The following is a 23,594-nucleotide window of genomic DNA, read 5'->3' as shown; positions in this document are numbered from 1 at the left end:
AATCAAGGTAGACCAAAGTGGTAACCTAAGCACCTAACGGCCACAAAATATTTAAAACACTAAAAGCAAAAAAGCCGCAATAAGCGACTTTTTATAATTACACAGTATGATTTAGTCAATCATGTTTGCAATTGGCTTCACTGCATCTACATCTTGCTCATAGTCAACAGCGTCAATGCCAAAACCGAATAAACGTAAAAATTCGTTATGATAGCCCACGTAATCAGTTAGCTCATCAATTGAGCTCGTATCTACTCTATCCCAAACAGCTTGCACACGCGCTTGTACATCGTCTTCTAGCTCTTTGTAGTTTTGGAATAAGTGACCGCCCTCGTCAAAGCGTGGGTTTTCACCGTATAAGTTTTCGCTAAATAAAGCATGAATCTGCTCAATAGTGCCCTCATAGGTGCCATCGGCTTTCATTACTTTAAATAAAGCAGAGATATATAGCGGCATAATAGGAATTGCAGAGCTTGCCTGAGTAACAACCGCATTTAAAGACGATACATAGGCTTGACCATTTAAATCTTTTGTTGATTCTTTAATTGCAGCCGTTGCACGGTCTAAATCTTCTTTTGCTTTACCTATTGTTGCGTGTCCGTAGATTGGCCACGTTAACTCTTTACCTATATATGTATACGCAGTGGTTTTAAAGTTATCGGCTAATACATCGGCTTCTTTTAATGCATCAATCCACATTTCCCAATCTTCACCGCCCATCACTTTAATGGTGTTGTCGATGTCATCTTGGCTTGCGGCTTCAACTGTTACTTCGTCAATTACGCGCTTTGACGTATTTAAGTTTTTAGTGGTAACGGCATTGCCAATTGGCTTAAGTGTTGATGAATACACTTCACCTGTATTTGGATCAGTACGACGAGGTGATGCTAAGCTGTAAATAATACAGTCTACTTTGCCTAAATCTGCTTTGATTGTCTCAATTGCCTTTTGCTTAATTTCGTTAGAAAACGCATCGCCATTAATATTTTTTGACCAAAGCCCAGCTTCATCTGCAGCGTCTTGAAATGCTGCTGTGTTATACCAACCGGCTGAGCCTGTTTTACGTTCAGTGCCTTCTTTTTCAAAGAAGATACCTAATGTTTTAGCACCACCACCAAAAGCAGCCGTAATACGAGACGCTAAACCGTAGCCAGTAGATGCACCTATTACGAGTACATTTTTAGGCGCATCTTTTAATTTGCCTTGTTGTTTTACATAGTTAATTTGTTCTTGAACATGCTCTGCACAGCCTACAGGGTGTGCGTTAGTACAAATAAATCCACGAATTTTAGGCTTAATGACCATTGATCATCCTATATCTTTTGCAATAAAAATTAGCGCTAGTTTAAAGGCTAATACTAAAAACACTGATCTGATCAGTTAAACACCGATCAAATACCCTATTTATATTAATTCAGCTTTGAGCCACCTAAACAATCAGGTGAGTCTGGCGCTTCGCCGCCTTGCTCTGCAAATTCATCAGGCGTGTAAGTATGAATAGCTAATGCGTGTATATGATTTGCTAATTCATCTTTTAGTACTTCGTTAATTTGGCGGTGACGCTGCAGTAAACGTTTACCCACAAACTCTTCGCTCACTACAATCACTTTAAAATGCGACTCAGTACCGGCGCTGTGCATATGGCTTTCGTTAATTACGTTTAAATGCTTACAGGCAATCGCACTACTAAGCTTGTCTTGGATTTGTTGTTGCATTGACATTAAAACACCATATTTAGTCACTAATTTGTGCAGTTACTATAACAAGTTAATTTAACTAACTAAATTGCTTTTGTTTAATGTGCTCAATAAATCGGTACGTTAAGCTAATGCGTGGGTGCGCAAGGGTTGTTTGTTTAGGTATTGCGTGCTGGTAGTCGCGCTGACTATGCCCGCTCATCACTAAGCAACTGCCACTTTGTAATTTTAAGTCGGTGACTTTATTCGTGGCCTTTTGTTTTAACTTGAGTACGCGCTCAGCACCGAGCGATATACATACTATGGTCGGCTCTGGGCCGAGTTCTATTTCATCATCACTGTGCCAGCCCATAGTATCGTTACCATCACGGTAATAATTAATTAATAGCGAATTAAGCGGCTTGTTTAAATGTCGCTCTAAACGTTTGCGCATCGTTAAAAGTACATCGTCCCACGGCTCTACTACTTGTTTGCTGTGTGAGTAGCCATATTCAATATTTAAATCACTCATAAAGCATTGCAAACGTGGTATGGGTCCAGTTCTGCCATACACAGTGACATTAGGCTGCTGCCAGTTAAGGTTTTTTTGTAGATAATAGAACAAATCGAGGCTTTTTTGCGCACTAAGCGCCTTACTTTGATAAGAAAAGCCGTTTGGTAACTGTTGGGGGTTGGCGTTTTGCCGTTGCATGTTAGAATTTACCTACATTAGATTTCTGATCAACAAACCATTATGACGACGCAAGCCCAGCTAGGCGATAAAACATTTACTCTTGAACGTTTCCCTTTGGATCAAAAAAACCGCAGTTTACAAGCATGGGATTCGGCCGATGAGTACCTTATCAATTATGTTAACGAACATCACCCTGATTGTCGCTCATTACTCATTTTAAACGACGCGTTTGGTGCCCTGGCCTGTTATTTTAGTGAATTAACGGTTTGTTCAGTTAACGATTCTTATATTAGCCACCAAGCTGCAGCCTATAATTTAAAAGAAAATAAACTATCAACAGCACAATTTACACAGTTAGATAGCTTATCTGCGCTGCCTGAAGAGGTTGATTTAGTACTAATAAAAGTGCCACGTAACGTAGGGTTCTTACAGTTTCAATTAAGTGAGTTAAGTGAAGTACTTGCCCCTGGCACACCGGTTATTGCCGCGGGTAAAACAAAGGAAATACATAATTCAACTATAAAAGCGTTTGAGCAATTTATTGGCGAGACCAAAACAAGCTTGGCCGTTAAAAAGTCGCGTTTGATATTAAGTACAGCAAAAGGCGGTTATAAAGCGGCTAACTTTCCGGTCAGTTGGCAACTTGAAGGCACTGATTTTAATATAACGAACCATGCCAATGTGTTTTCGCGCGATTCGTTAGATATAGGTGCACGGTTCTTTTTTAATTACTTGCCACAAACCTCCAAGGCAAAAAGCATTATCGACTTAGGCTGTGGTAATGGCGTAGTGGGGTTAATGACGCTATCACGCTGTCCAAATGCGTCGGTAACCTTTGTTGATGAGTCGTACATGGCGGTCGAATCTGCACGTTTAAATGTAGAACTTAACCAAACAAATAGATTTGATGACTGCCAATTTATAGAAAATGATTGCTTAACTGGCTTTGAAAGAAACAGTGTTGATATGGTGTTGTGTAACCCGCCATTTCACCAAGCCCAAGCCGTTACCGACCACATTGCGTGGCAAATGTTTAAACAAGCTAAAGATACATTAAAAGAAGGTGGCGAGCTGCGTATTATTGGTAATCGTCATTTAGATTATCACGATAAATTAAATCGTATGTTTGGTAACTGTAAGCTATTAGGTTCAAACAAAAAGTTTGTAGTGCTCAGCGCAACTAAAAATAGTGGGATGCTATAAAATGAAATTAACTAAATTTATTTTAGCCTGTTGCTCCATGCTGGTGTTTAGCGCATGCAGTAACCAGCCAAACCAAGTGATATTAAACCCAGTTTATAAAAACGGTCAAATTAGTGTTATATCAGCCAGTTTAAGTACCAGCGTCATTGATTTACGGGGCGATAGCGCAACCCTTAAGCTTGTTGAGTCAGATAAAACTAAAACCTTTGCAAGCCAAGATATTGTTACCTCTGTTAAAAGCGTATTAGATAGCGCGCTAAACCGTAACGGAGCAAGTATTTCTAACTTAGCAACAACCCGCTTTGAACTTGACATTCATGCCTTACAAGCACTAGTGACTGAAAAGCTCATGAGCCATACCAGCGAAGCGAACATTGAATTGGGTGTGCGCGTACTTCGCTCTACCAGTAATTTCACTAAGGTGTACCGCGGCAGCGCAAATTTAGAAGGGCCGCTGAGCCACGATCGCGCCAAAATTGAAGGTCAACTCAATAAGTTGACGGAACAAATTATAACCCGCATTGTGTCGGACCCAGAATTAATTGAATTTTTAGAAGGTTAACAATGAAACAATTTTTAATCTGCTTGAGCCTACTATTTAGTGTAAGCACCTTTGCCGCGCAAGAAGGCCGTTTTGTACAAAAAGACAATATTTTCCCGCGTGTAGAAATAGTCACGTCATTGGGTAGCATTGTGGTTGAGCTAGACCGCTCAAAAGCCCCTATTACAGTAAATAACTTTTTAACCTACGTAATGGATAAAAGTTACCAAGGCAGTATATTCCACCGTGTAGAACGTGATGTTGAAAACGACCGTGACTTTGTAATACAAGGCGGTGGCTACGATAAAGACCTTGACGGCCTGCACGAAAACGACCCTATATTTAACGAAAGTGGTAACGGTTTAAAAAATGACATGTACAGCATTGCTATGGCGTATCAAGACCGTGAACCGCATTCAGGAACTCGCCAGTTCTTTTTTAATATGGATGATAACGATCATTTAAACCCAGGAAGAGATTGGGGCTTTGCCGTGTTTGGCAATGTAATGGATGGTTACGACACGCTAGATAAAATTATGGCTGTAGAAACCGGCTTTAATGAAAAAATTGGCTACGACTTTGTACCTAAAACGCCCGTTGTTATTTTAAATATTAAAGTACTTGAGCAAACCCCATTATAAATCACTGAGGTGTAACTAAGTTGCACCCAACGCCAATGAAGGCCCTATGAGCAAAACCCTCTCAATAAGCGAATATTTCTCGTATTTTAAAGATAAACGTTTAATCAATATTTTTATATTTGGTATGAGCAGTGGTTTTCCATGGGTGCTGATTGGCTCAGTTATGTCGGCTTGGCTAAAAGATGAAGGCCTAAGCCGCAGTATGATTGGCTTATTTGGTATTGTATTTGGCGCATACAGCATTAACTTTATGTGGTCGCCACTTATTGATAGAACCAAGCTGCCCTTATTGTACAAATGGTTTGGGCAACGTCGCAGCTGGATTATATTTTGTCAAAGCTTTATGTTTATTGGCACCCTGCTTTTAGCAGGCCTTGATTTAAAAGCAAACTTAGCAATTGCCGCCGGCTTGTGTTTACTCATCGCAGTCGCCTCTGCCACACAAGACATCGCAATTGATGCATTTAGAATAGATACGTTAAGCGAAAACGAATCTCACAAAGCCACTGCCGCTGCTGCTATGGCCACATCGGGTTGGTGGACAGGTTACGCATTACTTGGTGCTATTCCTTTTTACATGGCCGATATCCCCTCTTTAGATTGGCCACAAGTGTATTACTTTTTAGCCGCTGTTATGTTACTGCTAATGAGCGGCGTGTTGTTTGCTAAAGAGCCTAAATCAAACCGAGAAGCTGTTCACGCAGAGCTTGAGCGTGTATACCTTGAAAAACTAGCCAGCATTAAGCAAACACCCTTTACTAAAGTGATTGCTTGGCTTGGCGTTACAGTGGTTGATCCCTTTAAAACCTTTTTTGCGAAAAATGGCGTAAAAACAGCCCTTGCCTTATTAGCATTTATTTTCTTATTTAAAATTGGCGAAGCTTTTTTAGGGCGAATGTCGATTGTTTTTTATAAAGAAATAGGCTTTAGTAACAGTGATATAGCTACCTTTTCAAAAGTAGGCACGGCCGTACTCACCATTGCTTTTACCTTTGTGGGCAGCTTATTCAATCAAAAGTACGGCATTGTAAAAGGACTATTTATAAGTGGTGTGGCAATGGCGGGGTCTAATTTAGCATTTTCGGCTATTGCACTGGTTGGCCCTAATTTAGGATTATACGCTTTTGCTATTGTTATTGATGGCTTTACGCAAGCCTGGTCGTTAGTGGCGATGGTGGCGTTTATATCGATGTTATGTGACCGAGCATTTAGTGCAACACATTATGCTTTACTTGCCTCATTAGGGAATTTAGGGCGCACATTGCTTTCAAGTTACAGTGGTGTGGTTATTGATGATTGGCTAATGGGGAACTGGGCATTATTTTTTGTGTTAACGGCACTAATGGTAATCCCTTCGCTGGTGTTTTTATATTTGATTAGGCATAAGCTTTATCAGTTAGAGCAAAATTACCATCAAAATAGATAATGCATCCCTGCATTAACGTGATTTGCTTAGGCCATTCAAGTGCCCCTTATAACACCCTAAGCAAAACAATATTAATCCGCTTTAATTAAGCCTAGCGCTTCATGCGGATCAACTTCAAGTGCATTACAGTAACGTACAAACTCAATAACATCTAAACGGCGTTCTTGATTTTCAATCTTACCGATAAATGAGTGAGGTGTTCCTAGCACTTGTGCTAGGCTACGCATTGTATGACCCTTTTCATGGCGTTTTGTTTTAAGCCATTTAGTTAGCTTTTCGTTTTCTTCAGAAGAAACAGTTTTGCCCATCATTTTACATCTCCTACTAGATGATATGACATACCCGTCAAAGCAGTAGTCACACAATGATTGGTGGCATATAAGCAGATACCCACTACATTTTTCAATAGCAAGCTATTGCTTAAAATAAGCAAAGGTATTGCTACTTATTCAACCTACCAATCTATTCAGTGCTAACCCGCAAAAATAGGATATAGGTTTGTTTTTATTAAGAGTGAAATTTTGCCCGTCTCACTCTTGGATACATTATATACTATTAACAGTTCGGTTAAATAATTAATTACATAGTTTGCATAAATTTACCCAACCACTAACCTTTACTTATGCTGAATATTTAAGTTAACGTACCAAAAATATTAAGTTTTTTACTAAAAAATTAATTGTAAGATAAAAGCGCTTTGTTACAAATTAACGTGCGAATAACCTTGCTGTATTGATGTTTAAACAACAGTATCAGTAAAAAAGTTCCCATAAATAACGTTTTTCCCTTATTGAGGGACTAAAGAGGAAGTATGTTTAGAGTCTTATTTTTGTTACCAGTTTTACTATGCTTTTTATGGTTTATGTTTTTACGTCATTACGGCGTACCTATTAAACAAGGTAAGAAAGGCTTTTTATACATTCTTGCTTTTTCTGCGTTTGTATTAGGCTTTTTTGTATTAATAATGCAACTTACCCACTACAGCCCGATTGAATTTTAGACATTAAAAAAGCCGCTAATGCGGCTTTAATAACTAAGCGTAAATTGCTTAAACGCTAAAACTTGCACCACACCCGCAGGTGGTCGTTGCATTAGGGTTAGATACAAAAAAGCGTGCGCCTTCTAACCCTTCAGTGTAATCCACTTCGCCATCAACTAAGTACTGAATACTCATTGGATCAATAACCAGCGTTACACCATTTTTAACTATTTCTAAATCACCAGGATTTGCTTTTTCATCAAAAGTAAAACCATATTGAAAACCAGAACAACCGCCGCCTGTTACATAAACACGCAGTTTTAAATCTGGATTTTCTTCTTCGTCGATTAACTGTTTAACACGAACAGCAGCTGCATCGCTGAACTTTATTGGTAATTCTTCAGACATTTTAAAACCCTCAATATCGCAATGGCGTGATTATCTAATACCCGAGTATTTTAATCAAGTATAGTCAAACATCTGTTAGGGTATCTTACTTATTAACCTTTACTTTGGCTGGTACCAAAACAAATAGTATTGAGAGAGACGCTGTAATATTTGTTAATATTAGTAACTAAATTTGCAAAATCACAAGGACTTACCTGCGCTCTTTTGCTAAACTGCTCGCTGAAAAAATGTGGCGGAGAATACAGCATGTGGCTTGAGCAACTCAGGCGTCGATTAGCAAAACCAAAAACCTCTGTGCAATTATGCTTATTAGGCGTAAGTGCTGGTTTAATTGCTGCATTTTTTATCATTTTATTTCGCTTAACGATTCTGTTTTTTCAAAGCTTATTTTTAGACACTCCTGATAACTTTACCACTATCCCTACTCTTGAACGGGTTTTAATGCCATTAATTGCAGCGCTATTAATAGCAACCTTTGCCGCGTTTACTGGTTTTAAGCACTATCGTTTAGGCATTCCTTTTGTTATTCATCGTATTAAACGCCATTATGGGCAAATGCCTTTGTACAATACTGTAAACCAATTTGTTGGTGGTGCACTGGCATTAATAAGTGGTTTTTCGGTTGGTCGCGAAGGGCCATCTGTTCATATGGGCGCTACTGGCGCAAGTATATTAGCCGACAAACTGCATTTACCACACAACGCCATGCGCACATTAAGTGGCTGTGGTGTCGCCGCTGGTATTGCAGCCTCGTTTAATACCCCACTGGCTGCGGTTATTTTTGTTATGGAAGTGGTGCTACGTGAGTATAAAGTGCATATTTTTGTACCAATTATGCTTGCTGCGTTAACGGGCGCTTTAGCAACACAGTTTGTGTTTGGTGAAGGCTCGGAGCTGGCACTTATTAGCATTACGCCATTGAGTGGTTGGCATTACCCATATTTAATTTTATGTGGTATGGCCTTAGGGGCAATTGCCTATAGCTTTAATCAAAATTTAATGCTGATCATAAAAACATTTAAACCTTTAAGCATGTTTCCTCGTTTACTCATTGCAGGTTGTATTGCGAGTATTATTGCCTATGCAGTGCCCCAAGCGATGGGCTCAGGTATGAGCGCAATTACGATTGCGGTTGAATCGCCAGAAAACGCGCAGCTACTTACCACTATTTTAATAGCTAAACTGCTGGCCACCCTGTTTGCAATTGGCTTAGGTATACCCGGAGGGTTAATAGGCCCTGTAATTGGGCTTGGGGTTTTAACCGGTACTTTAATGGCCTTTTTTGCCCAGTTTATAAGCCCAGGTGCTGACATTGCGGGCACATACGGCGTATTAGGCATGGCAGGGTTACTCGCAGCTACATTACATGCGCCGTTAGCTGCATTAACAACGGTGATGGAGCTTACCTCCTCGCCAGAGATTATTGTACCGGCCATGTTAGTGATAACAACCGCTTATGTAACGGCGCTGCAAGTATTTGGTAATCGGTCTATATTTTTGCAACAGCTCGATTTTCAAGGGCTCCCCTATCATGTATCGCCCGCAACGGAGGCGCTACAAAAAGTGGGCATAATGGATGATATGGATGAAAACTTTAAGCTGCTTTATTCTGATGATAAAGAGCAAATAAAAAACACCCTAGATGCCATGGACAGCCAAACCCCTTTAATCGTCTTCGACGAAGAAAACGGCTATCGTTTAGCAGAGTATGACCTTACTCTGATGTCGGGCGAAACCATAAATATAAACTACATTAGTTTACAGGGTATTAGCAGCCAATCGACCTTAGCCGATGCCTTTGATATTTTAAAAGATAAACGCAGCGGTGCCCTGTATGTTTACAACTTGCTAGATGACCAACAAATAATGGGGCTATTACGCTGGGATCAAATAAATAATATTTTAACTATTCGTAACAGCCTACTTTAGGATTCTTATGAGCGCTTTATTAATTTATAAAACACTGCACATTTTTTTTATGATTGCTTGGTTTGCCGGTATTTTTTATTTACCTCGGTTATTTGTATACCACGCGATGAGCGAAGAAAAAGCCTGTAACTCAATGCTTAAAGTAATGGAACGTCGGCTACTCTTTTTTGTTACCCCGTTTGCCATTTTAACGGCCGTTTTTGGTGTGCTCACCATTGTAGAATATGGTCGTGAGTGGTTTAGATACAGCATGTGGCTGCACTACAAACTGGTACTGGTCATCATTTTATATCTATACCATGGTTACTGTTTTAAATTACTAAGCGACTTTAAAAACGACAGAAATACCAAAACAGACCGCTTTTATCGTATTTTTAATGAGCTCCCAGTGATTGCGCTGCTAATTATTGTTGCGCTTGCGGTGATAAAACCTAATTTATAAGCATCACAGCGCATGTTAAACTGCGCTGCAATTTACAATACTTGCTATAACACGCGCGATTGCGTGCCCCATTTTTATGGATTATCGCGCCCCTTTGATTGATTAGGAATAACCCCATGTTAAGTTTCCAAGGTGAACATATACTGTCGGTAAATCAACTCGACAGAGACTGCATTGAGCGTATTTTTGCAGTAGCAAAAAAAATGGAGCCTTATGCTAAAAAACAAAAGCAAACAACTGTGCTAGAAGGCGCTATTTTAGCCAATTTGTTTTTTGAACCAAGCACACGAACGCGTGTAAGCTTTGGTACTGCTTTTAATTTACTAGGCGGTGGCGTGCGCGAAACAACCGGTATGCAAAGCTCCGCTCTTGCTAAAGGTGAGTCGCTTTACGATACAGCGCGCGTTATCTCGGCATATGCTGATGCCGTTGCTATGCGTCACCCTGATGCAGGCTCGGTAAGCGAATTTTCAGAAGGTTGTACCGTACCTGTTATAAATGGGGGGGACGGCCCTAACGAACACCCTACTCAAGCATTGCTTGACTTACTAACCATTGAGCGTGAACTAAACCGATTTGAGCAAAGTATAGATGGCATGCATATCGCCCTAGTTGGCGATTTAAAATATGGCCGTACAGTCCATTCACTCTCTAAATTATTGTGCCATTACAAAAATGTGAAGTTTTCGATGGTGGCGCCCGATGGGCTGCAAATGCCAACCAGTATTTTAGATGCTGTCGAAAATGCAGGCCATAAAATACAGCTAGTTAACAAAATGGAAGGTAACTTAGCAGCTGATATTGTGTACCAAACACGCATTCAAGAAGAGCGCTTCCCTTCACAAGAAGAAGCCAACAAATACCGTGGCGGCTTTAGAATCAGCCAATCAATTTATAACGCGCACTGTAAGCCAAATTCAGTGCTTATGCATCCGCTTCCACGTGATAGCCGTTTAGAAGCTAACGAGCTTGATAACGACTTAAACAGTAACGACAACTTAGCAATATTTCGCCAAGTGCAAAATGGCGTATTGATTCGTATGGCACTGTTTGCTTTAACCCTCGGCGTAGAAAACAAAGTCGAGCAATATGAAGTAGACGTTCCTTGGTTTAGCCGCAAACGCGACAGCTAAACACTTTTACCAAGCGACAATTTATAGGATTTTTCATGACAATTAGCCAAGATTTATTTAATCGCGCACAAACTTCAATTCCTGGTGGTGTAAATTCACCTGTACGTGCATTTAACGGTGTAGGTGGTACGCCACTATTTATTACCAAAGCAGAAGGCGCATTTACTTTTGATGCTGATGGCAACCGTTATATTGATTACGTAGGCTCGTGGGGCCCAATGATCATGGGCCATAATCACCCAGCTATAAAGCAAGCAGTGCATGAAGCAGTAGAAAATGGCTTAAGTTATGGCGCCCCTACTGAAGCCGAAATTTTAATGGCCGAAAAAGTAAAAGCGCTTGTTCCATCAATCGAAAAAGTACGCATGGTAAGCTCAGGAACAGAAGCCACTATGAGCGCTATTCGTTTAGCACGTGGCTATACAGGACGTGATAAAATCCTAAAATTTGAAGGTTGTTACCACGGCCATGCGGACTCGTTATTGGTAAAAGCAGGCTCTGGGGCACTTACCATGGGTGTGCCAAATTCACCAGGTATTCCTGAGGATTTTGCAAAGCACACGCTTACCGTATCGTTTAATAACCTTGATGAAGTAAAAGCTGTTTTTGAAAAATACGCTGACGACATTGCTTGTGTTATTGTTGAGCCAGTAGCAGGTAACATGAACTGTATTCCTCCTGTTGAAGGCTTTTTAGAAGGCTTGCGTGCAGTATGTGATGAGTACAAATCGGTGCTTATTTTTGACGAAGTAATGACCGGCTTTCGTGTTGCATTAGGTGGCGCACAAGCGTATTACAACATCAAACCTGACTTAACCTGTTTAGGTAAAGTCATTGGCGGCGGCATGCCTGTTGGTGCCTTTGGCGGGAAAACCGAAATTATGGATTACATTGCGCCAGTAGGTCCGGTTTACCAAGCGGGTACGCTTTCTGGTAACCCTATTGCAATGGCTGCAGGTTTAAAATCACTTGAGCTATTAAGCGAGCCAGGTTTACACGATAAGTTAGAAGCAATTTCTAAAGCTATTTGTGAAGGTTTTGAGGCTGGCGCTAAAAAAGCAGACATTTTTTTAACCACTAACTACGCTGGCGGTATGTATGGCTTTTTCTTTACTGAAGCAGAAAAAGTAACCACCTATAAGCAAGCAACAGAATGTGATTTAGAACGCTTCAAGCGCTTTTTCCATCTAATGCTAGAAGAAGGTGTATACCTAGCCCCTTCGGCTTTTGAAGCAGGCTTTGTGTGCGCTGCGCACACTGAGCAAGAAGTACAAGCGACTATTGAAGCTGCAGAGCGGTCATTTGCTAAACTTTAGGATAATATAAATATTAAACGTTTGTATTACCTTTAATATTAAGACTAAAGATTGAAAAAAGCCCGAAAGGGCTTTTTTTATTTGTAAAGTAATATAAATGAATGATAATTAAACGTAACAAGGTCTATATATCTTCATCCCCCTTTACAAAAAATAAGAGAGCCTTATGTCAGGATTACGCCAATTTGCCTCCCCTGCAACTCAGCTTATGGCAAATTTAAAATATAAAACAAAAATAAGCCTGATGTTTGGAATACTATTACTCCCTCTTGCCTTAAGCCTATTTTTTTTAGTGTCGTTATTAAGTGAAAGCATTGCCGTTTCAAAAATGCAGCAACAAGGCTTAAAAGGCTACAGAGCAATACTTTCAAACCAGATGCAAGGCGATACAAGTAAAAATATTAAAGTAGCGCGCGCCCTAGGCTTTAACATAAATAACGACCAAGCTGATGAAGTACTTGCGCTTGTATCTATTCAATCTAACTTAGCGCTTGATAACCAACTTGCAAGTGCCTATGTAAATCGCTCCTTAGTAACACCAATTCCTGCACTTATAATGCAAATAAATGCGACAGCACAAAGTGCAAATACGGTATTGGCAAGTAATCGCTTTACACCAGATACGTTTATCGCGCTTTCTAATTTAAGTAAATCTTTACCTTTATACGAGCTACAGCTTAATAAAATATTGAGTGTTGCAACGAATGCAGATAAATCGGTCAATAAAGCACTCACGCCCTCTCTCACTAATTTACACACCGCAGTTGAAGCATTTAAAACAGCTATTGATAAAAAACTACTTGAGCCTGACGACATACTGCTAACGCAAACCGAGTTCACTCAATTAACAAACCAAGTGCACAACAGTATTAGCAAACTTGTTGATAAAAGTATTCCTACCCTTGAAACCCTTATTGAAAATAAACTTCAAACACAGCAGTGGATCAGAAACACAGTATTAGCAGCATCTGTAATAAGTTTACTCTTTGCGTTTTACTTGATGATAGGTTTTTACTTTGCTGTGGTCGATACCATTAATCGCTTTGCCGAAGCAGCGCAAAGAGCAGCAAGTGGCGACTTAAATGCGGTTATCAACTCAAGTACTAATGATGAAATGGATATTATTGCAGCGCGATATAACGCACTTCTTAATGCCTTTTCAAAACTTTTAGAGAATGTAAAAGCAAGTACTGTGGAGCTATGCGGCGCCACTAAATCGCTTTCACTGGCAAGCAGCCAAACGAGTAACGATGTTGAAAAACAGCAAATACGGGTAAACGCGATTCATGATGCACTAAGTAATATGGAGCAAAGTGCAGTGAGTGTAGAAGAGTCTGCTAATCAAGCGATGTTAACAGCACAAGATGCCGCGCAGCATGTAAAGCAAGGCTCTAACAACACCATGGAACTTGCCAAGTATATGCAAGACCTTCAAGTTGAATTTACCGAAAGCCAACAAGCCTTAGATAGACTAGCTCAAGATAGCCAAGAAATTAGTAAAGTAAGTAAAGGCATTAGCGAAATAGCCGATCAAACTAACTTACTTGCACTTAATGCCGCCATTGAGGCAGCACGAGCCGGTGAGCATGGCCGTGGTTTTGCTGTTGTGGCTGATGAAGTAAGAACCCTTGCGCAGCGTACACAAACTCAAACGCAAGAAATTCACCAAATAATTAGCTCACTCCAACAAGCTTCTGACGATACACAACAAAAAATGCGTTCAAGTGTCCAGAAGATGGAACAATCGGTAAAAGCCGCCACCGAAACAAACGATATTTTACAAAGTGCAGAGCACAGCATGGGTGATATAAAACACCAAGGCGAAGAGATAGCACTACGGGTTAAAGAGCAATCTAACGCAACCACTCAAGCATTAACTGATGCACAAGAAGTAAGTAATTTAGCTGATCAAACTCTTCTCTCTGCACAATCTACACTGCAAGACGCACAGCAACTTAGTCAGCTCTCTGATGACTTAACTAAATCAATGCAGTTTTTTAAATCTCGAAAATAATAAAAGTACTTTTAAATTACAAAAAACCCTTCGATTAAGAAGGGTTTTTAAGGTTAGTTATTAATAAGTATTAAAAGCGAGCTTCTAAACCTATACGAACGTAACGTGGCGTTTGCCAAGAATATGCAGCATCATGGTACGCATTTACTTCACCTTCATTTTGCTCATAGTGTTCATTCAGTGATGACTCTGTTTGCGAGTTGAAAATGTTAAATACATTAACCGATGCACGCATGTCGATATCAGATACTGTGAAATCATATGCAGCAGATAAATCTAAGTTAAATACCCAAGGTGTACGGCCATTAGTGCCTCGGCTATGTTTTTCATAGATTTTCTCATCTTGATCACAGTCGCCGTTGCCATTTGTATCCGGACACTCATTAGTGTAAATGTAGAAAGTATCACCCCAACCGCCATTTAAGTTTGGATCGGTAGATGGATATCCTTGACCAAATAAGCTCTTAGGACGTCCGCTTTGTAAAGTAGCATTCCAACCTACTGTTAAGTCTTCCATCGGTTCCCAACTACCAAAGAATTTGAATGTATGGCGTCTGTCATTAGGTTGATAACCTTGTGATCCATCCATAACTGCTGGGAAGTCAAAGTCTTGGGTAATACCCGCATCAGCTTGACCAATATCTGATTTAACAGCACCTTCAAAGTTACCTACACTTCTAGCCCATGTATAACCAAACTGATAACGAATAGTGTCAGCTTTATAATCAAGACTAAACTCTACAGCGGTGTATTCATTATTTGCTTTAGGTAGGCCTATTGTTTCTGCTGAATAGGTAGTTAAAGAACCACTATCTGGAACACCGTCGTTATTGAATGATGAATCCCCCCAATCGGTTCCATTCCAGTAGTAACCATCGCTGTACCAGCTAGACGAATCACCCGGATTTATCATTACGCAGTATGGGTAGGCATATCGCCCACAGTAATCATCTAATGCAGTTGCAACTTCGCGGTATATACCTTTAACACCTACTGTATATTCATCATTTAACGCTTGCTGTATACCAATAATATATTCATCTTTAGAGAATGGATCAGCCTCTTGCGCCTGAAAAATATCTTTTTCAGGTATAACCGGCACACCACTCACTTGCTGTGAGTTTTGAATACCACCATTTCCAAGCGTGTCAGCTAAAGGCGTGAGCCCCGTAGGTGCGCCAGTTTGCGAATCTACACCTGTGTAGGTATAAGCGGTAGTTATATCACTAACTCCTGATGCGGCTCTAAAAATTGTATTATTGGCTACGGGTAAGTAATAACGCCCATATGTACCATATACTTTAGTATCGCCTGTACCCGTAGGATCCCATGTGAAACCAAGTCGAGGAGCAATATCTGTTTCAAAGCTAGTGAGTAACTTACCAGTCGTCCCCCAGCTATCAAACTCATCAATACGTAAGCCAACTTTAACAGAGAAATCCTCTGTTACTTGCCACTGATCTTCTATGTAATAAGCCGTTAACTCCGACTCAAAGCTACCGCCACCATCAAAGATACGGTCTTCAACATAGTCAAGCGCGGCACCTGTATTATTTGTTAGCGCGCCATTATCAGCTTGCCAGCTACCATTATCTGCAAGTGTTCTGTAATCATAGCTGTGTCCACCGATAGGACTACTTATGTTCTCAGACTTACGCTCTTGGTAATCAATACCAAATGTAATTTCATGGTCATTCCATACATATTCAACATCTAAGCGGTATTGGGTATTTTCATCATTATTAGCACCAAAGCTACCGCCTGCACCACAGCCAGTGATTGGATTAGCAGTACCTCGAGAGTCGGTAATAGATGGACAAACCAAGTTTTCTGATTGCGTTTCATATTCTGTTTTAATATTACCAGCCATTGCAGTAACAACTAGGTCTTCGGTTAAAACGCCTGTATAACTTAAGCTTTGTGCTTCACCACCACGCTTTAAAATGGCGCCATCGATACGATCGCCCACAGTACCGTTATTGTATTCGTATACAGAGCGCTCAATATCACGACGATTAGAGTAAGCAAAATAGCTCAACCTATGGTTTTCATTAATGTCCCAATCAAGCTTACCGCCCCAAAATAAATTATCGCCACCAGAAGCCGATTCATTTCGGTATTGATCGTTTGGCGAAAATTCATCTCCACCCCAGGTGTATGTAGACTCAGTATCTCTTGGGTTAATTAATCCATAGAAAAACAACGTGTCTTCGATTAGAGGACCACCAGCAGAAATAGTTACATCTGTTTTGCTATCAGTGTCTAAGCTTTCGTCTCTAAATATTTGACCTGCGCCATTGTTGCCACGAGAGATACTGCCTTCTTCTTGCAAAGAGTCTGGTTGAAATTGCACAACTGCCGCAAATTCCCACTCATTTGTACCACTTTTAGTAGTTGTGTTTATGGTACCACCGGTTGCGCGGCCAAATTTGGCAGAATAACCACCCGTTTTAACTTGGAATTGGTCATAAAACTCAAATGGCACTTCACCACAACCAAGGCCTTGGCGTGTATTAGTAACCTCTAAGCCATTAATATAACATGCATTTTCAGCTACTGACGAGCCACCAAACGATGCAGTATTACCAAAAGCACTGTCCCCTTTTACAGCGCCTGGTGCTAATAAAGCAACCGAGGTAAGGTCTCTGTTAATTGGCATACGATCTATTTCAGCGTCTGTAATAACGAGACCAGAATCGGCAGTAGTTAAATCAATCGAAGAAATGCGAGCGCCTAATACTTGGATTACTTCAGGACCTGAATCACTAACCTGTGCTAAATCAAAGCTCGCTTTTGCATTAGCACCTAATGAAACGCGTACACTATCTTCAGCTACAACAGCGCCGTTTTTTAAAATTTGTATTTGATAGCTACCTGAAGGCAATGAAGCAAATCTAAATGAACCGTCTTCAGAAATATTTAATGTTCTTTCTAACCCTGTTGCAGGATTTTTTACTGTTACGGTATACCCTGCTGTAGTAGAAATATTATCGATAGAACCTACAACATCTGATGCCACTGCTGGAAGCGTTACACCTAGTGAAGCGAGAACCGCTATTGCCGTAAGATTTTTTTTGAAAATATTTTTCATACTCTTATCCCTGTTAAGTTTATAATTATTTTTGCACTTTATACAAAATGCATACAGAGGGTAACAAAAGGGTACAAATTGTAAACATGTTAATTAAACAAAGATAAAACAAAAATTAAAAACAATAAAAATCAGCAGCTTAATATTATTTTAACGCGCTAACTTGTAAATTATAAAACTTTAGATGTTAATTTAAAGAAACAGATTGAAAGTTTTAATAAATAATAATTCAGCTAATTAAACTATTAACATGTTAGTTACAGCATTTGTGTTTCAACCTCGTAAAATGCTTTTTTAGGCAGGTTATACTCCCTCTTTATTTAATAATTTATAAAAAGGAAATAAAAGTAATTAAAATTTATTTAATTTCAAATTTTAATTACTAGGTAGATAAGCTAGATATAATAAAACCGCTGAGTTAGCGGTTTTATTATAAAGGTTTTTATTTTATTAGCGTATGCATTGTGGTCTTGGCTCAAACTCACTGGCTCTTAGTGGTAGCTGAATGACCTTGCCGCATCCAGGTGGGGCTTGTAAACCCGTTTTTTCATTAACGAAAGCCCATCTAATTGATGATGGGCGGGTATCGGCAATAGCTTCAGGGTTAAGTGGTTTTAAGTAGCGAATATAAGCCTCCAATGCGCCCACACTACCTGTTAAACCGGTGCTGCTATTATCGTCTCTACCAAGCCAGGCAACGGTTACTGTATTTTGATCAAACCCTGCAAACCAGCTATCACGTAAATCATTGCTAGTGCCTGTTTTACCTGCAAGCTGGATTGAAGGAAAGTGCAAATTTAGGCGCTTAGCGGTGCCGTCTTTTGTTACTCGCTTCATGGCATATTTAGTCATATAGACAGCGTCTTTTGCAAAGCGCGATTCTGACTTAACTTTATGCTTATACAATACCTTACCTACGGAGTCTGTTAGCGCAGATATAGCTGTAAGCTCTCTATACTCGCCGTCGGCTGCAATAGTGGTATAAAGTTGAGCAACCTCAAAGCTCGACATTTCTACGGCACCAAGTAGCAGCGAGGGATACTCATCTATATTATCTTTTGCTCCTAATCCTTTGAGCGTATTTGCAACTTTATCAACACCAACATCTAAGCCTAAATTTACCGCAGGAATATTAATACTGTTACTAAAGGCTTTATAAAGTGGCAATGCGCCTCGGTATTGGTGATCAAAGTTCTCAGGTTGCCACACTTTACCCTGCTCATTTGTTACCTGTACAGGGGAGTCATCAAGTAAAGTAGCTAAGTTATAATGCGGTAGCTGTAGGGCTGTTAAATACACAGCAGGTTTAACTAAGGAGCCAATATTTCGTTTAGTATCGAGCACTCGGTTGAAACCTGAGTAACGAACATCGCGCCCTGATACTAAAGCAGACACACCACCTTTTTCGATATTAACTGAGATCATGGCTGCTTCGAGTTTATCGGTATTAGGGCGTTTTTCTAAATACGGTAAACTTTTTTGAATGGACTCTTCCATTGCCGTTTGTTTTTGTAAATCAAAGTAAGTAAATACACGCACGCCCGCATCTAGTGTTTTTTGATCAGGTAATAACTGCTTAAGCTCACGATTTACCAGTTCTAAAAAGCCAGGATATGACTTTTGTAAACTTGCTTTCATTGGCGCTATATCAATTGGGCGTTTAAGTGATGCACGGTATTCTTTTGTCGTTAGTAGCTTGTTTTCAACCATTAAGCGCAGTACTAAATCACGACGTTCCATAGTGCGCTCTTTATAACGACGAGGATTGTAATACGAAGGCCCTTTAACCATCGCCACCAGTAGCGCTATTTGGTCATATTCCAGCTCATCAACAGGCTTTGAAAAATAAAACTCAGACGCCAAGCCCATGCCATGCACGCCTTGGTTATAAGACTGTCCTAAGTAAACTTCATTTAAATAAGCTTCTAAAATCTGATCTTTTGAATAACGGTAATCTAAAATAAGCGCAATAAATGCCTCATTTATTTTACGCACCAAAGAACGTTCACGTGTTAGGTATATATTTTTTGCAAGCTGCTGCGTTAAGGTACTGCCACCTTGCACGGTACGTCCTGCTTTAATATTTGAATAAAGCGCACGTAAAATAGAAAATACTGATACACCATGGTGATTATAAAAATCACGATCTTCTACCACTAGTAACGTGTCTTTTAGCATCGGCGGAAACTTATCAAGCGGTACAAACTCTCTGTCTTGTTTTGAATCGTTGCCAATACGGGCTATTTGTACAGGCTCTAAACGCGCACTATTTAAACGCCTGCCAAATTTATCTTTTATTGTGGCTACTTTTTTCCCTGCAAAACGTAGCTCTATAATATGAGCTTGCTCTAAGCCATCATAAAACTCAAAGTCGCGTCGGTAGATTTTAATGCTGTTTGGCGTTTTAACGTATTGGCCGGTGCGGCTTAAACGGTTGACCGATGAGTAATTTAAACGCTCAAGCTCCCATACAACCTCTTGGCTTGATAAAAACTGTCCTGGGTAAAATTCCATTGAGCGTGCATATACTTGTGCTGGCAGTTGCCATTTATTGCCTTCGAATATACGAGTTGTTTTTGAATCTAAATAAATAAGATACATAGCCATCGCAATAAAAACAGCCAAGCTCAACTTCCAAAAAATAGACCATGTTTTTCGCATAAATGAGCGTTTAACAACAGGGTTTGACCCTTTTTTTGTGGTTTTTGATGTGGCTTTGCGTGGCGAGCTAGCTGCTTTAGAAGCACGCTTAGGTGTGGTTTTACTACTGGGTGTTTTTTTGTTGTCAGCCATTTAAGTGTAATTTATTCCAAGGTTTATTCACGAGTGTGAGCTTAGCATATTGGCTATAGCCTAACACCTGAAAAGTTAACCTCCCCTGAAACGAAAAAAAGCCCTATTTAGGTAGGGCTTTGTGAACACAATGATTAATCTATTTAATATTAGTTACTGCGAACAGATACAAATTCTGGGTAAGCATCAACACCACAATCGTGTTGGTCCATACCGCTTAACTCTTCTTCTTCTGTTACGCGAATACCCATAGTTTGCTTTAAAATAGTCCATACAATGAATGAAGCTACGAAAACAAAAGCTAAAATCGTTACTAAGCCAATAAGCTGAGTTACAAAGTTTGCATCGCCGTTAGATACAGGTACAAGCATAATACCTAGGGCACCACATACACCGTGTACTGAGATTGCACCTACCGGGTCATCAATCTTCGCTTTATCAAGAGCTACAATGCTAAACACAACCAGTGAACCACCTAAAATGCCTAGTAAACATGCCATGAGTGGTGATGGTGAAAGTGGGTCTGCAGTAATAACAACCAAGCCTGCTAATGCGCCGTTTAGTACCATAGTTAAATCAGCTTTACCCCATAACACTTTACATACAAATAAGGCAGCAATTGCACCCATTGCCGCAGCGGCATTGGTGTTAAGTAAAATTTGACCTACCGCTGTTGCATTTTCTTTGTCTGAAAGAAGTAATTGCGAACCACCGTTAAAACCAAACCAACCCATCCATAAAATAAACGTACCTAATGTAGCAAGGGGTAAGTTAGAGCCAGGAATTGGGTAAATTTCACCGTTTTTACCGTATTTACCTTTACGAGCGCCAAGTAAAATTACACCTGCTAACGCAGCTGCGGCACCCGCACCGTGAACAATAGCAGAGCCTGCAAAGTCAACAAAGCCCATTTCTGATAAGAAGCCACCGCCCCATGTCCAGTAACCTTCCATTGGGTAAATAAAGCCAGTTAAAATCACTGTAAATGCTAAGAAAGCAAATAACTTCATACGTTCAGCCACGGCACCCGATACAATCGACATAGCCGTTGCAACAAATACTACTTGGAAGAAAAAGTCAGATTCTAAAGAGTGGTCAGCATCGGCCGCTTGCGTGCCAATTAATGCACCAATTGAAGGGATTATGCCGCCTTCAGCGTTGTCTACATACATAATGTTGTAGCCAACTAATAAAAACATGGTACATGCAATAGAGTACAGCGCCACATTTTTAGTTAAAATTTCAGTGGTGTTTTTAGAGCGGACTAAACCCGCTTCTAACATGGCAAAACCTGCTGCCATCCACATTACTAATATACCCGACACCAGAAAATAAAAGGTATCGAGAGAAAATTTGAGTTCTACAATTGTGTTTTCCATTAATCAGCCCCCTTAAATTGCTTCTTCATCAAGTTCGCCCGTACGAATACGTACGATTTGATCTAAGTCGTACACGAAAATCTTACCGTCACCAATTTTTCCTGTTGAGGCAATTTTAGTAATTGCTTCAACTACGCGTTGGCAGTTTTCAGTACGAGTCGCAATTTCAAGTTTGATTTTAGGAATAAAATCTACCTGATACTCTGCTCCACGATACAGCTCTGTGTGGCCTCGTTGACGTCCAAAACCTTTAACATCAACTACGGTCATCCCTTCAATACCTAAATCAGCGAGCGCTTCGCGCACATCATCTAATTTAAATGGTTTTATGATTGCACTAATCATTTTCATAGTGGCCCCCTCGGACGCTTTATTGTTATCCTGTTGGCTTATATAATCCAACCTTTGTGCCACTATTAAAATCTATTTTATATCAACTAGATAAGAGCAAATCAAAAGCTTAGAACAAAAAAAACGCACCATATAGGTGCGCTTTTTTAACAACTTAGCTACATTGGTGCATTACAAATAACTAACACGTGTAAGCTTGTTATTAGTGTTATTTTTAAAGTTAAACAACACAATTCCTACCATTATTTTTAGCTTGGTAAAGTGCAGCGTCAGCGACACGCATAGCCTGTGTTAAATCAGTGTTTTGAAAATCAGCAACACCAATACTAATGGTGATAGAAAACGGTTTGTCATCGATTAAAAATTCATGCTTGGCGAGCTTTTTTCTAAAGCCTTCTAAGTACTCTCGCCCACGAGCGGTGTCTATACCATCTAATATAATAGCAAACTCTTCGCCGCCTACTCTGGCGACCGTAAACTTAGAAAACGTCGTTTTAATTAATGTGGCTACCTGCTTTAGTGCCTGATCACCCGCTTCGTGGCCTAGCGTGTCATTAATATTTTTAAAAAAATCTATATCAAGTAATGCCAGCGTATTTTGCTGCTGTTTTTTTAGTAGTTGCTCTGCATATTGGTAAAAATAGCGCCGGTTATACATTCCCGTTAAATAGTCTCTATAAGCACTTTCTTTAATATCCGCAATCAGTGACAACTGCTCCATTGTTTGCATAACACGACAATGAAACTCTTCATTCATAAATGGCTTTGTTAAAAAGTCGTTAGCACCGTATTTAATAAAGCGAGCCGATAACCCATGTTTACCTGCCCCCGAAAGCCCAATGATGGCCAAGTCATCGCGCCCTCTAAAATTGCGCACCGCTTTAACCAATTCAAAACCATCCATCAATGGCATCGCATAATCGGTCATAAGCAATTTTATATTAGGGTTACTTTTAATTATTTCGAGTGCTTGCTGGCCATCTTGCGCATCGGTTACATCAAATAATTGTTTTTCTAGCATTTGCTTCATTAAGGAGCGGCTTAACACCGAATCATCAGCAACCAACGCCTTACAGCCTTGATTTCTCAAAAGCTGCGCCACTAGCTTAATAGCGTAATGGTATGAGTCACGGTTGTCTTTTATTACATAATCAATAACCCCGAGCTCAAGCATTTGTTGGCGCTTATATTCATCAATTTTTGAAGTAAGTACCACGGTAGGAATAGCATGCGAAAGTGTAAATTTAGCAACTTCGCCATTAGGGGCATCAGGTAGGGTTAAATCAACTAATGCTAAGGAGTATTTATGTTTCTCAATATAGTCTTTGCATTCATTTAATGACCAAGCAAAATCAACAGCGACATCTAAATATTGAGCCGTTAAGTGGCGTAGTACCTGTTGTACTACTTTGCTGTCTTCGACCACTAATACTCTTTGCATAAACTTCTCTTTAATCTTGTTATTTTACTACTTAAACTTGCTCTAAATGGCAAATAATGAAAAACATCCAATAAAGTTCTGTTTATATAGCCAATAAGTAGGCTAGGTCCATTTGTGTTGCGGCCCGCTCTGTATTT

General features: G+C 39.9%; 20 protein-coding genes. 10 read left to right on the top strand and 10 right to left on the bottom strand.

All coding sequences use genetic code 11. The annotated features are described in order from the left end of the window. Positions 1-111: 111 nt before the first annotated feature. The 3 genes from fabV to CWC16_RS04180 form a co-directional block, all read right to left on the bottom strand. Entirely contained in the window at positions 112-1,305 is a 1,194-nt protein-coding gene (gene fabV / locus CWC16_RS04190) for an enoyl-ACP reductase FabV (RefSeq protein WP_138540618.1), read from the bottom strand. Positions 1,306-1,409: 104 nt separating this feature from the next. After that, a complete protein-coding gene (locus CWC16_RS04185) occupies positions 1,410-1,721 on the bottom strand; it encodes a BolA family protein (protein ID WP_138540617.1) in 312 nt (103 codons plus the stop codon). 55 nt (positions 1,722-1,776) lie between these two features. After that, positions 1,777-2,388 (bottom strand): alpha-ketoglutarate-dependent dioxygenase AlkB family protein, encoded by a 612-nt coding sequence (locus CWC16_RS04180; protein WP_138540616.1) that lies wholly within the window; start codon positions 2,386-2,388, stop codon positions 1,777-1,779. A 42-nt stretch (positions 2,389-2,430) separates the two neighbouring features. Between CWC16_RS04180 and CWC16_RS04175 the strand changes: the two genes are divergently transcribed. Genes CWC16_RS04175 through CWC16_RS04160 form a run of 4 tightly spaced genes read left to right on the top strand, consistent with a single transcriptional unit; the run spans position 2,431 to position 6,181 of the window. Next, positions 2,431-3,573 (top strand): methyltransferase, encoded by a 1,143-nt coding sequence (locus CWC16_RS04175; RefSeq protein WP_138540615.1) that lies wholly within the window; start codon positions 2,431-2,433, stop codon positions 3,571-3,573. A 1-nt stretch (position 3,574) separates the two neighbouring features. Continuing rightward, a complete protein-coding gene (locus CWC16_RS04170) occupies positions 3,575-4,135 on the top strand; it encodes a YajG family lipoprotein (protein WP_138540614.1) in 561 nt (186 codons plus the stop codon). 2 nt (positions 4,136-4,137) lie between these two features. Further along, on the top strand, positions 4,138-4,755 hold the full coding sequence (locus CWC16_RS04165) for a peptidylprolyl isomerase (protein ID WP_055014962.1): 618 nt from the start codon (positions 4,138-4,140) through the stop codon (positions 4,753-4,755). Between the two features lie 46 nt (positions 4,756-4,801). Then, complete coding sequence (locus CWC16_RS04160; RefSeq protein ID WP_138540613.1) at positions 4,802-6,181, top strand: AmpG family muropeptide MFS transporter; 1,380 nt, start codon at positions 4,802-4,804, stop codon at positions 6,179-6,181. 71 nt (positions 6,182-6,252) lie between these two features. Here the strand turns inward: CWC16_RS04160 and CWC16_RS04155 are convergent, their stop codons facing one another. Further along, complete coding sequence (locus tag CWC16_RS04155) at positions 6,253-6,492, bottom strand: helix-turn-helix domain-containing protein (RefSeq protein WP_004587151.1); 240 nt, start codon at positions 6,490-6,492, stop codon at positions 6,253-6,255. Between the two features lie 500 nt (positions 6,493-6,992). On the opposite strand from CWC16_RS04155, the gene CWC16_RS04150 reads away from it, so the two are divergent. Further along, positions 6,993-7,181, top strand: a complete 189-nt coding sequence (locus tag CWC16_RS04150) for a hypothetical protein (protein WP_138540612.1) — start codon at positions 6,993-6,995, stop codon at positions 7,179-7,181. Positions 7,182-7,229: 48 nt separating this feature from the next. On the opposite strand, the gene erpA is transcribed toward CWC16_RS04150, so the two are convergent. Beyond that, positions 7,230-7,568, bottom strand: a complete 339-nt coding sequence (erpA, locus tag CWC16_RS04145; RefSeq protein ID WP_002958911.1) for an iron-sulfur cluster insertion protein ErpA — start codon at positions 7,566-7,568, stop codon at positions 7,230-7,232. A gap of 246 nt (positions 7,569-7,814) precedes the next feature. Here erpA and CWC16_RS04140 point away from each other — a divergent pair, with 246 nt between their 5' ends. The 5 genes from CWC16_RS04140 to CWC16_RS04120 all read left to right on the top strand — a co-directional run bounded on the left by CWC16_RS04140 (position 7,815) and on the right by CWC16_RS04120 (position 14,402). Continuing rightward, positions 7,815-9,497, top strand: coding sequence for a chloride channel protein (locus tag CWC16_RS04140; RefSeq protein WP_138540611.1), 1,683 nt, complete (start codon positions 7,815-7,817; stop codon positions 9,495-9,497). Between the two features lie 7 nt (positions 9,498-9,504). Continuing rightward, positions 9,505-9,939: a CopD family protein gene (locus CWC16_RS04135; protein WP_138540610.1), complete on the top strand. Its 435-nt coding sequence runs from the start codon at positions 9,505-9,507 to the stop codon at positions 9,937-9,939. 116 nt (positions 9,940-10,055) lie between these two features. Then, positions 10,056-11,072 carry an aspartate carbamoyltransferase gene (locus tag CWC16_RS04130; protein WP_055014958.1) on the top strand — a complete coding sequence of 339 codons (1,017 nt, stop codon included), beginning with the start codon at positions 10,056-10,058 and terminating at the stop codon, positions 11,070-11,072. A 35-nt stretch (positions 11,073-11,107) separates the two neighbouring features. Continuing rightward, the gene (gene hemL, locus CWC16_RS04125) at positions 11,108-12,388 is read left to right on the top strand and encodes a glutamate-1-semialdehyde 2,1-aminomutase (RefSeq protein ID WP_138540609.1); all 1,281 of its coding nucleotides are present in this window, start codon (positions 11,108-11,110) and stop codon (positions 12,386-12,388) included. A gap of 166 nt (positions 12,389-12,554) precedes the next feature. Further along, on the top strand, positions 12,555-14,402 hold the full coding sequence (locus tag CWC16_RS04120; RefSeq protein ID WP_138540608.1) for a methyl-accepting chemotaxis protein: 1,848 nt from the start codon (positions 12,555-12,557) through the stop codon (positions 14,400-14,402). 70 nt (positions 14,403-14,472) lie between these two features. Here the strand turns inward: CWC16_RS04120 and CWC16_RS04115 are convergent, their stop codons facing one another. The 5 genes from CWC16_RS04115 to CWC16_RS04095 form a co-directional block, all read right to left on the bottom strand. Continuing rightward, entirely contained in the window at positions 14,473-17,493 is a 3,021-nt protein-coding gene (locus CWC16_RS04115) for a TonB-dependent receptor (protein WP_055014955.1), read from the bottom strand. A 450-nt stretch (positions 17,494-17,943) separates the two neighbouring features. Further along, positions 17,944-20,286, bottom strand: a complete 2,343-nt coding sequence (gene mrcB, locus CWC16_RS04110; protein ID WP_138540607.1) for a penicillin-binding protein 1B — start codon at positions 20,284-20,286, stop codon at positions 17,944-17,946. 149 nt (positions 20,287-20,435) lie between these two features. After that, complete coding sequence (locus CWC16_RS04105; protein WP_055014953.1) at positions 20,436-21,665, bottom strand: ammonium transporter AmtB; 1,230 nt, start codon at positions 21,663-21,665, stop codon at positions 20,436-20,438. A gap of 12 nt (positions 21,666-21,677) precedes the next feature. After that, on the bottom strand, positions 21,678-22,016 hold the full coding sequence (locus tag CWC16_RS04100) for a P-II family nitrogen regulator (protein WP_004587162.1): 339 nt from the start codon (positions 22,014-22,016) through the stop codon (positions 21,678-21,680). Between the two features lie 220 nt (positions 22,017-22,236). Beyond that, positions 22,237-23,457 (bottom strand): GGDEF domain-containing response regulator, encoded by a 1,221-nt coding sequence (locus CWC16_RS04095; RefSeq protein WP_138540606.1) that lies wholly within the window; start codon positions 23,455-23,457, stop codon positions 22,237-22,239. Positions 23,458-23,594: the final 137 nt, after the last annotated feature.

It is taken from the genome of Pseudoalteromonas sp. S3776 (assembly GCF_005886915.1).
Classification (GTDB): domain Bacteria; phylum Pseudomonadota; class Gammaproteobacteria; order Enterobacterales; family Alteromonadaceae; genus Pseudoalteromonas.
This window is presented reverse-complemented; position numbering and strand designations above follow the sequence as displayed.

Excerpts from the sequence above, each read along its gene's own strand:
- CWC16_RS04100 (WP_004587162.1), bottom strand. The coding sequence starts at position 22,016 with ATGAAAATGATTAGTGCAATCATAAAACCATTTAAATTAGATGATGTG.
- CWC16_RS04135 (WP_138540610.1), top strand. The coding sequence starts at position 9,505 with ATGAGCGCTTTATTAATTTATAAAACACTGCACATTTTTTTTATGATT.
- erpA (WP_002958911.1), bottom strand. The coding sequence starts at position 7,568 with ATGTCTGAAGAATTACCAATAAAGTTCAGCGATGCAGCTGCTGTTCGT.
- CWC16_RS04175 (WP_138540615.1), top strand. The coding sequence starts at position 2,431 with ATGACGACGCAAGCCCAGCTAGGCGATAAAACATTTACTCTTGAACGT.
- CWC16_RS04120 (WP_138540608.1), top strand. The coding sequence starts at position 12,555 with ATGTCAGGATTACGCCAATTTGCCTCCCCTGCAACTCAGCTTATGGCA.
- CWC16_RS04160 (WP_138540613.1), top strand. The coding sequence starts at position 4,802 with ATGAGCAAAACCCTCTCAATAAGCGAATATTTCTCGTATTTTAAAGAT.
- CWC16_RS04105 (WP_055014953.1), bottom strand. The coding sequence starts at position 21,665 with ATGGAAAACACAATTGTAGAACTCAAATTTTCTCTCGATACCTTTTAT.
- CWC16_RS04170 (WP_138540614.1), top strand. The coding sequence starts at position 3,575 with ATGAAATTAACTAAATTTATTTTAGCCTGTTGCTCCATGCTGGTGTTT.
- CWC16_RS04150 (WP_138540612.1), top strand. The coding sequence starts at position 6,993 with ATGTTTAGAGTCTTATTTTTGTTACCAGTTTTACTATGCTTTTTATGG.
- CWC16_RS04130 (WP_055014958.1), top strand. The coding sequence starts at position 10,056 with ATGTTAAGTTTCCAAGGTGAACATATACTGTCGGTAAATCAACTCGAC.
- CWC16_RS04095 (WP_138540606.1), bottom strand. The coding sequence starts at position 23,457 with ATGCAAAGAGTATTAGTGGTCGAAGACAGCAAAGTAGTACAACAGGTA.
- CWC16_RS04165 (WP_055014962.1), top strand. The coding sequence starts at position 4,138 with ATGAAACAATTTTTAATCTGCTTGAGCCTACTATTTAGTGTAAGCACC.
- CWC16_RS04185 (WP_138540617.1), bottom strand. The coding sequence starts at position 1,721 with ATGTCAATGCAACAACAAATCCAAGACAAGCTTAGTAGTGCGATTGCC.
- fabV (WP_138540618.1), bottom strand. The coding sequence starts at position 1,305 with ATGGTCATTAAGCCTAAAATTCGTGGATTTATTTGTACTAACGCACAC.
- CWC16_RS04155 (WP_004587151.1), bottom strand. The coding sequence starts at position 6,492 with ATGATGGGCAAAACTGTTTCTTCTGAAGAAAACGAAAAGCTAACTAAA.
- mrcB (WP_138540607.1), bottom strand. The coding sequence starts at position 20,286 with ATGGCTGACAACAAAAAAACACCCAGTAGTAAAACCACACCTAAGCGT.
- CWC16_RS04180 (WP_138540616.1), bottom strand. The coding sequence starts at position 2,388 with ATGCAACGGCAAAACGCCAACCCCCAACAGTTACCAAACGGCTTTTCT.
- CWC16_RS04115 (WP_055014955.1), bottom strand. The coding sequence starts at position 17,493 with ATGAAAAATATTTTCAAAAAAAATCTTACGGCAATAGCGGTTCTCGCT.
- CWC16_RS04140 (WP_138540611.1), top strand. The coding sequence starts at position 7,815 with ATGTGGCTTGAGCAACTCAGGCGTCGATTAGCAAAACCAAAAACCTCT.
- hemL (WP_138540609.1), top strand. The coding sequence starts at position 11,108 with ATGACAATTAGCCAAGATTTATTTAATCGCGCACAAACTTCAATTCCT.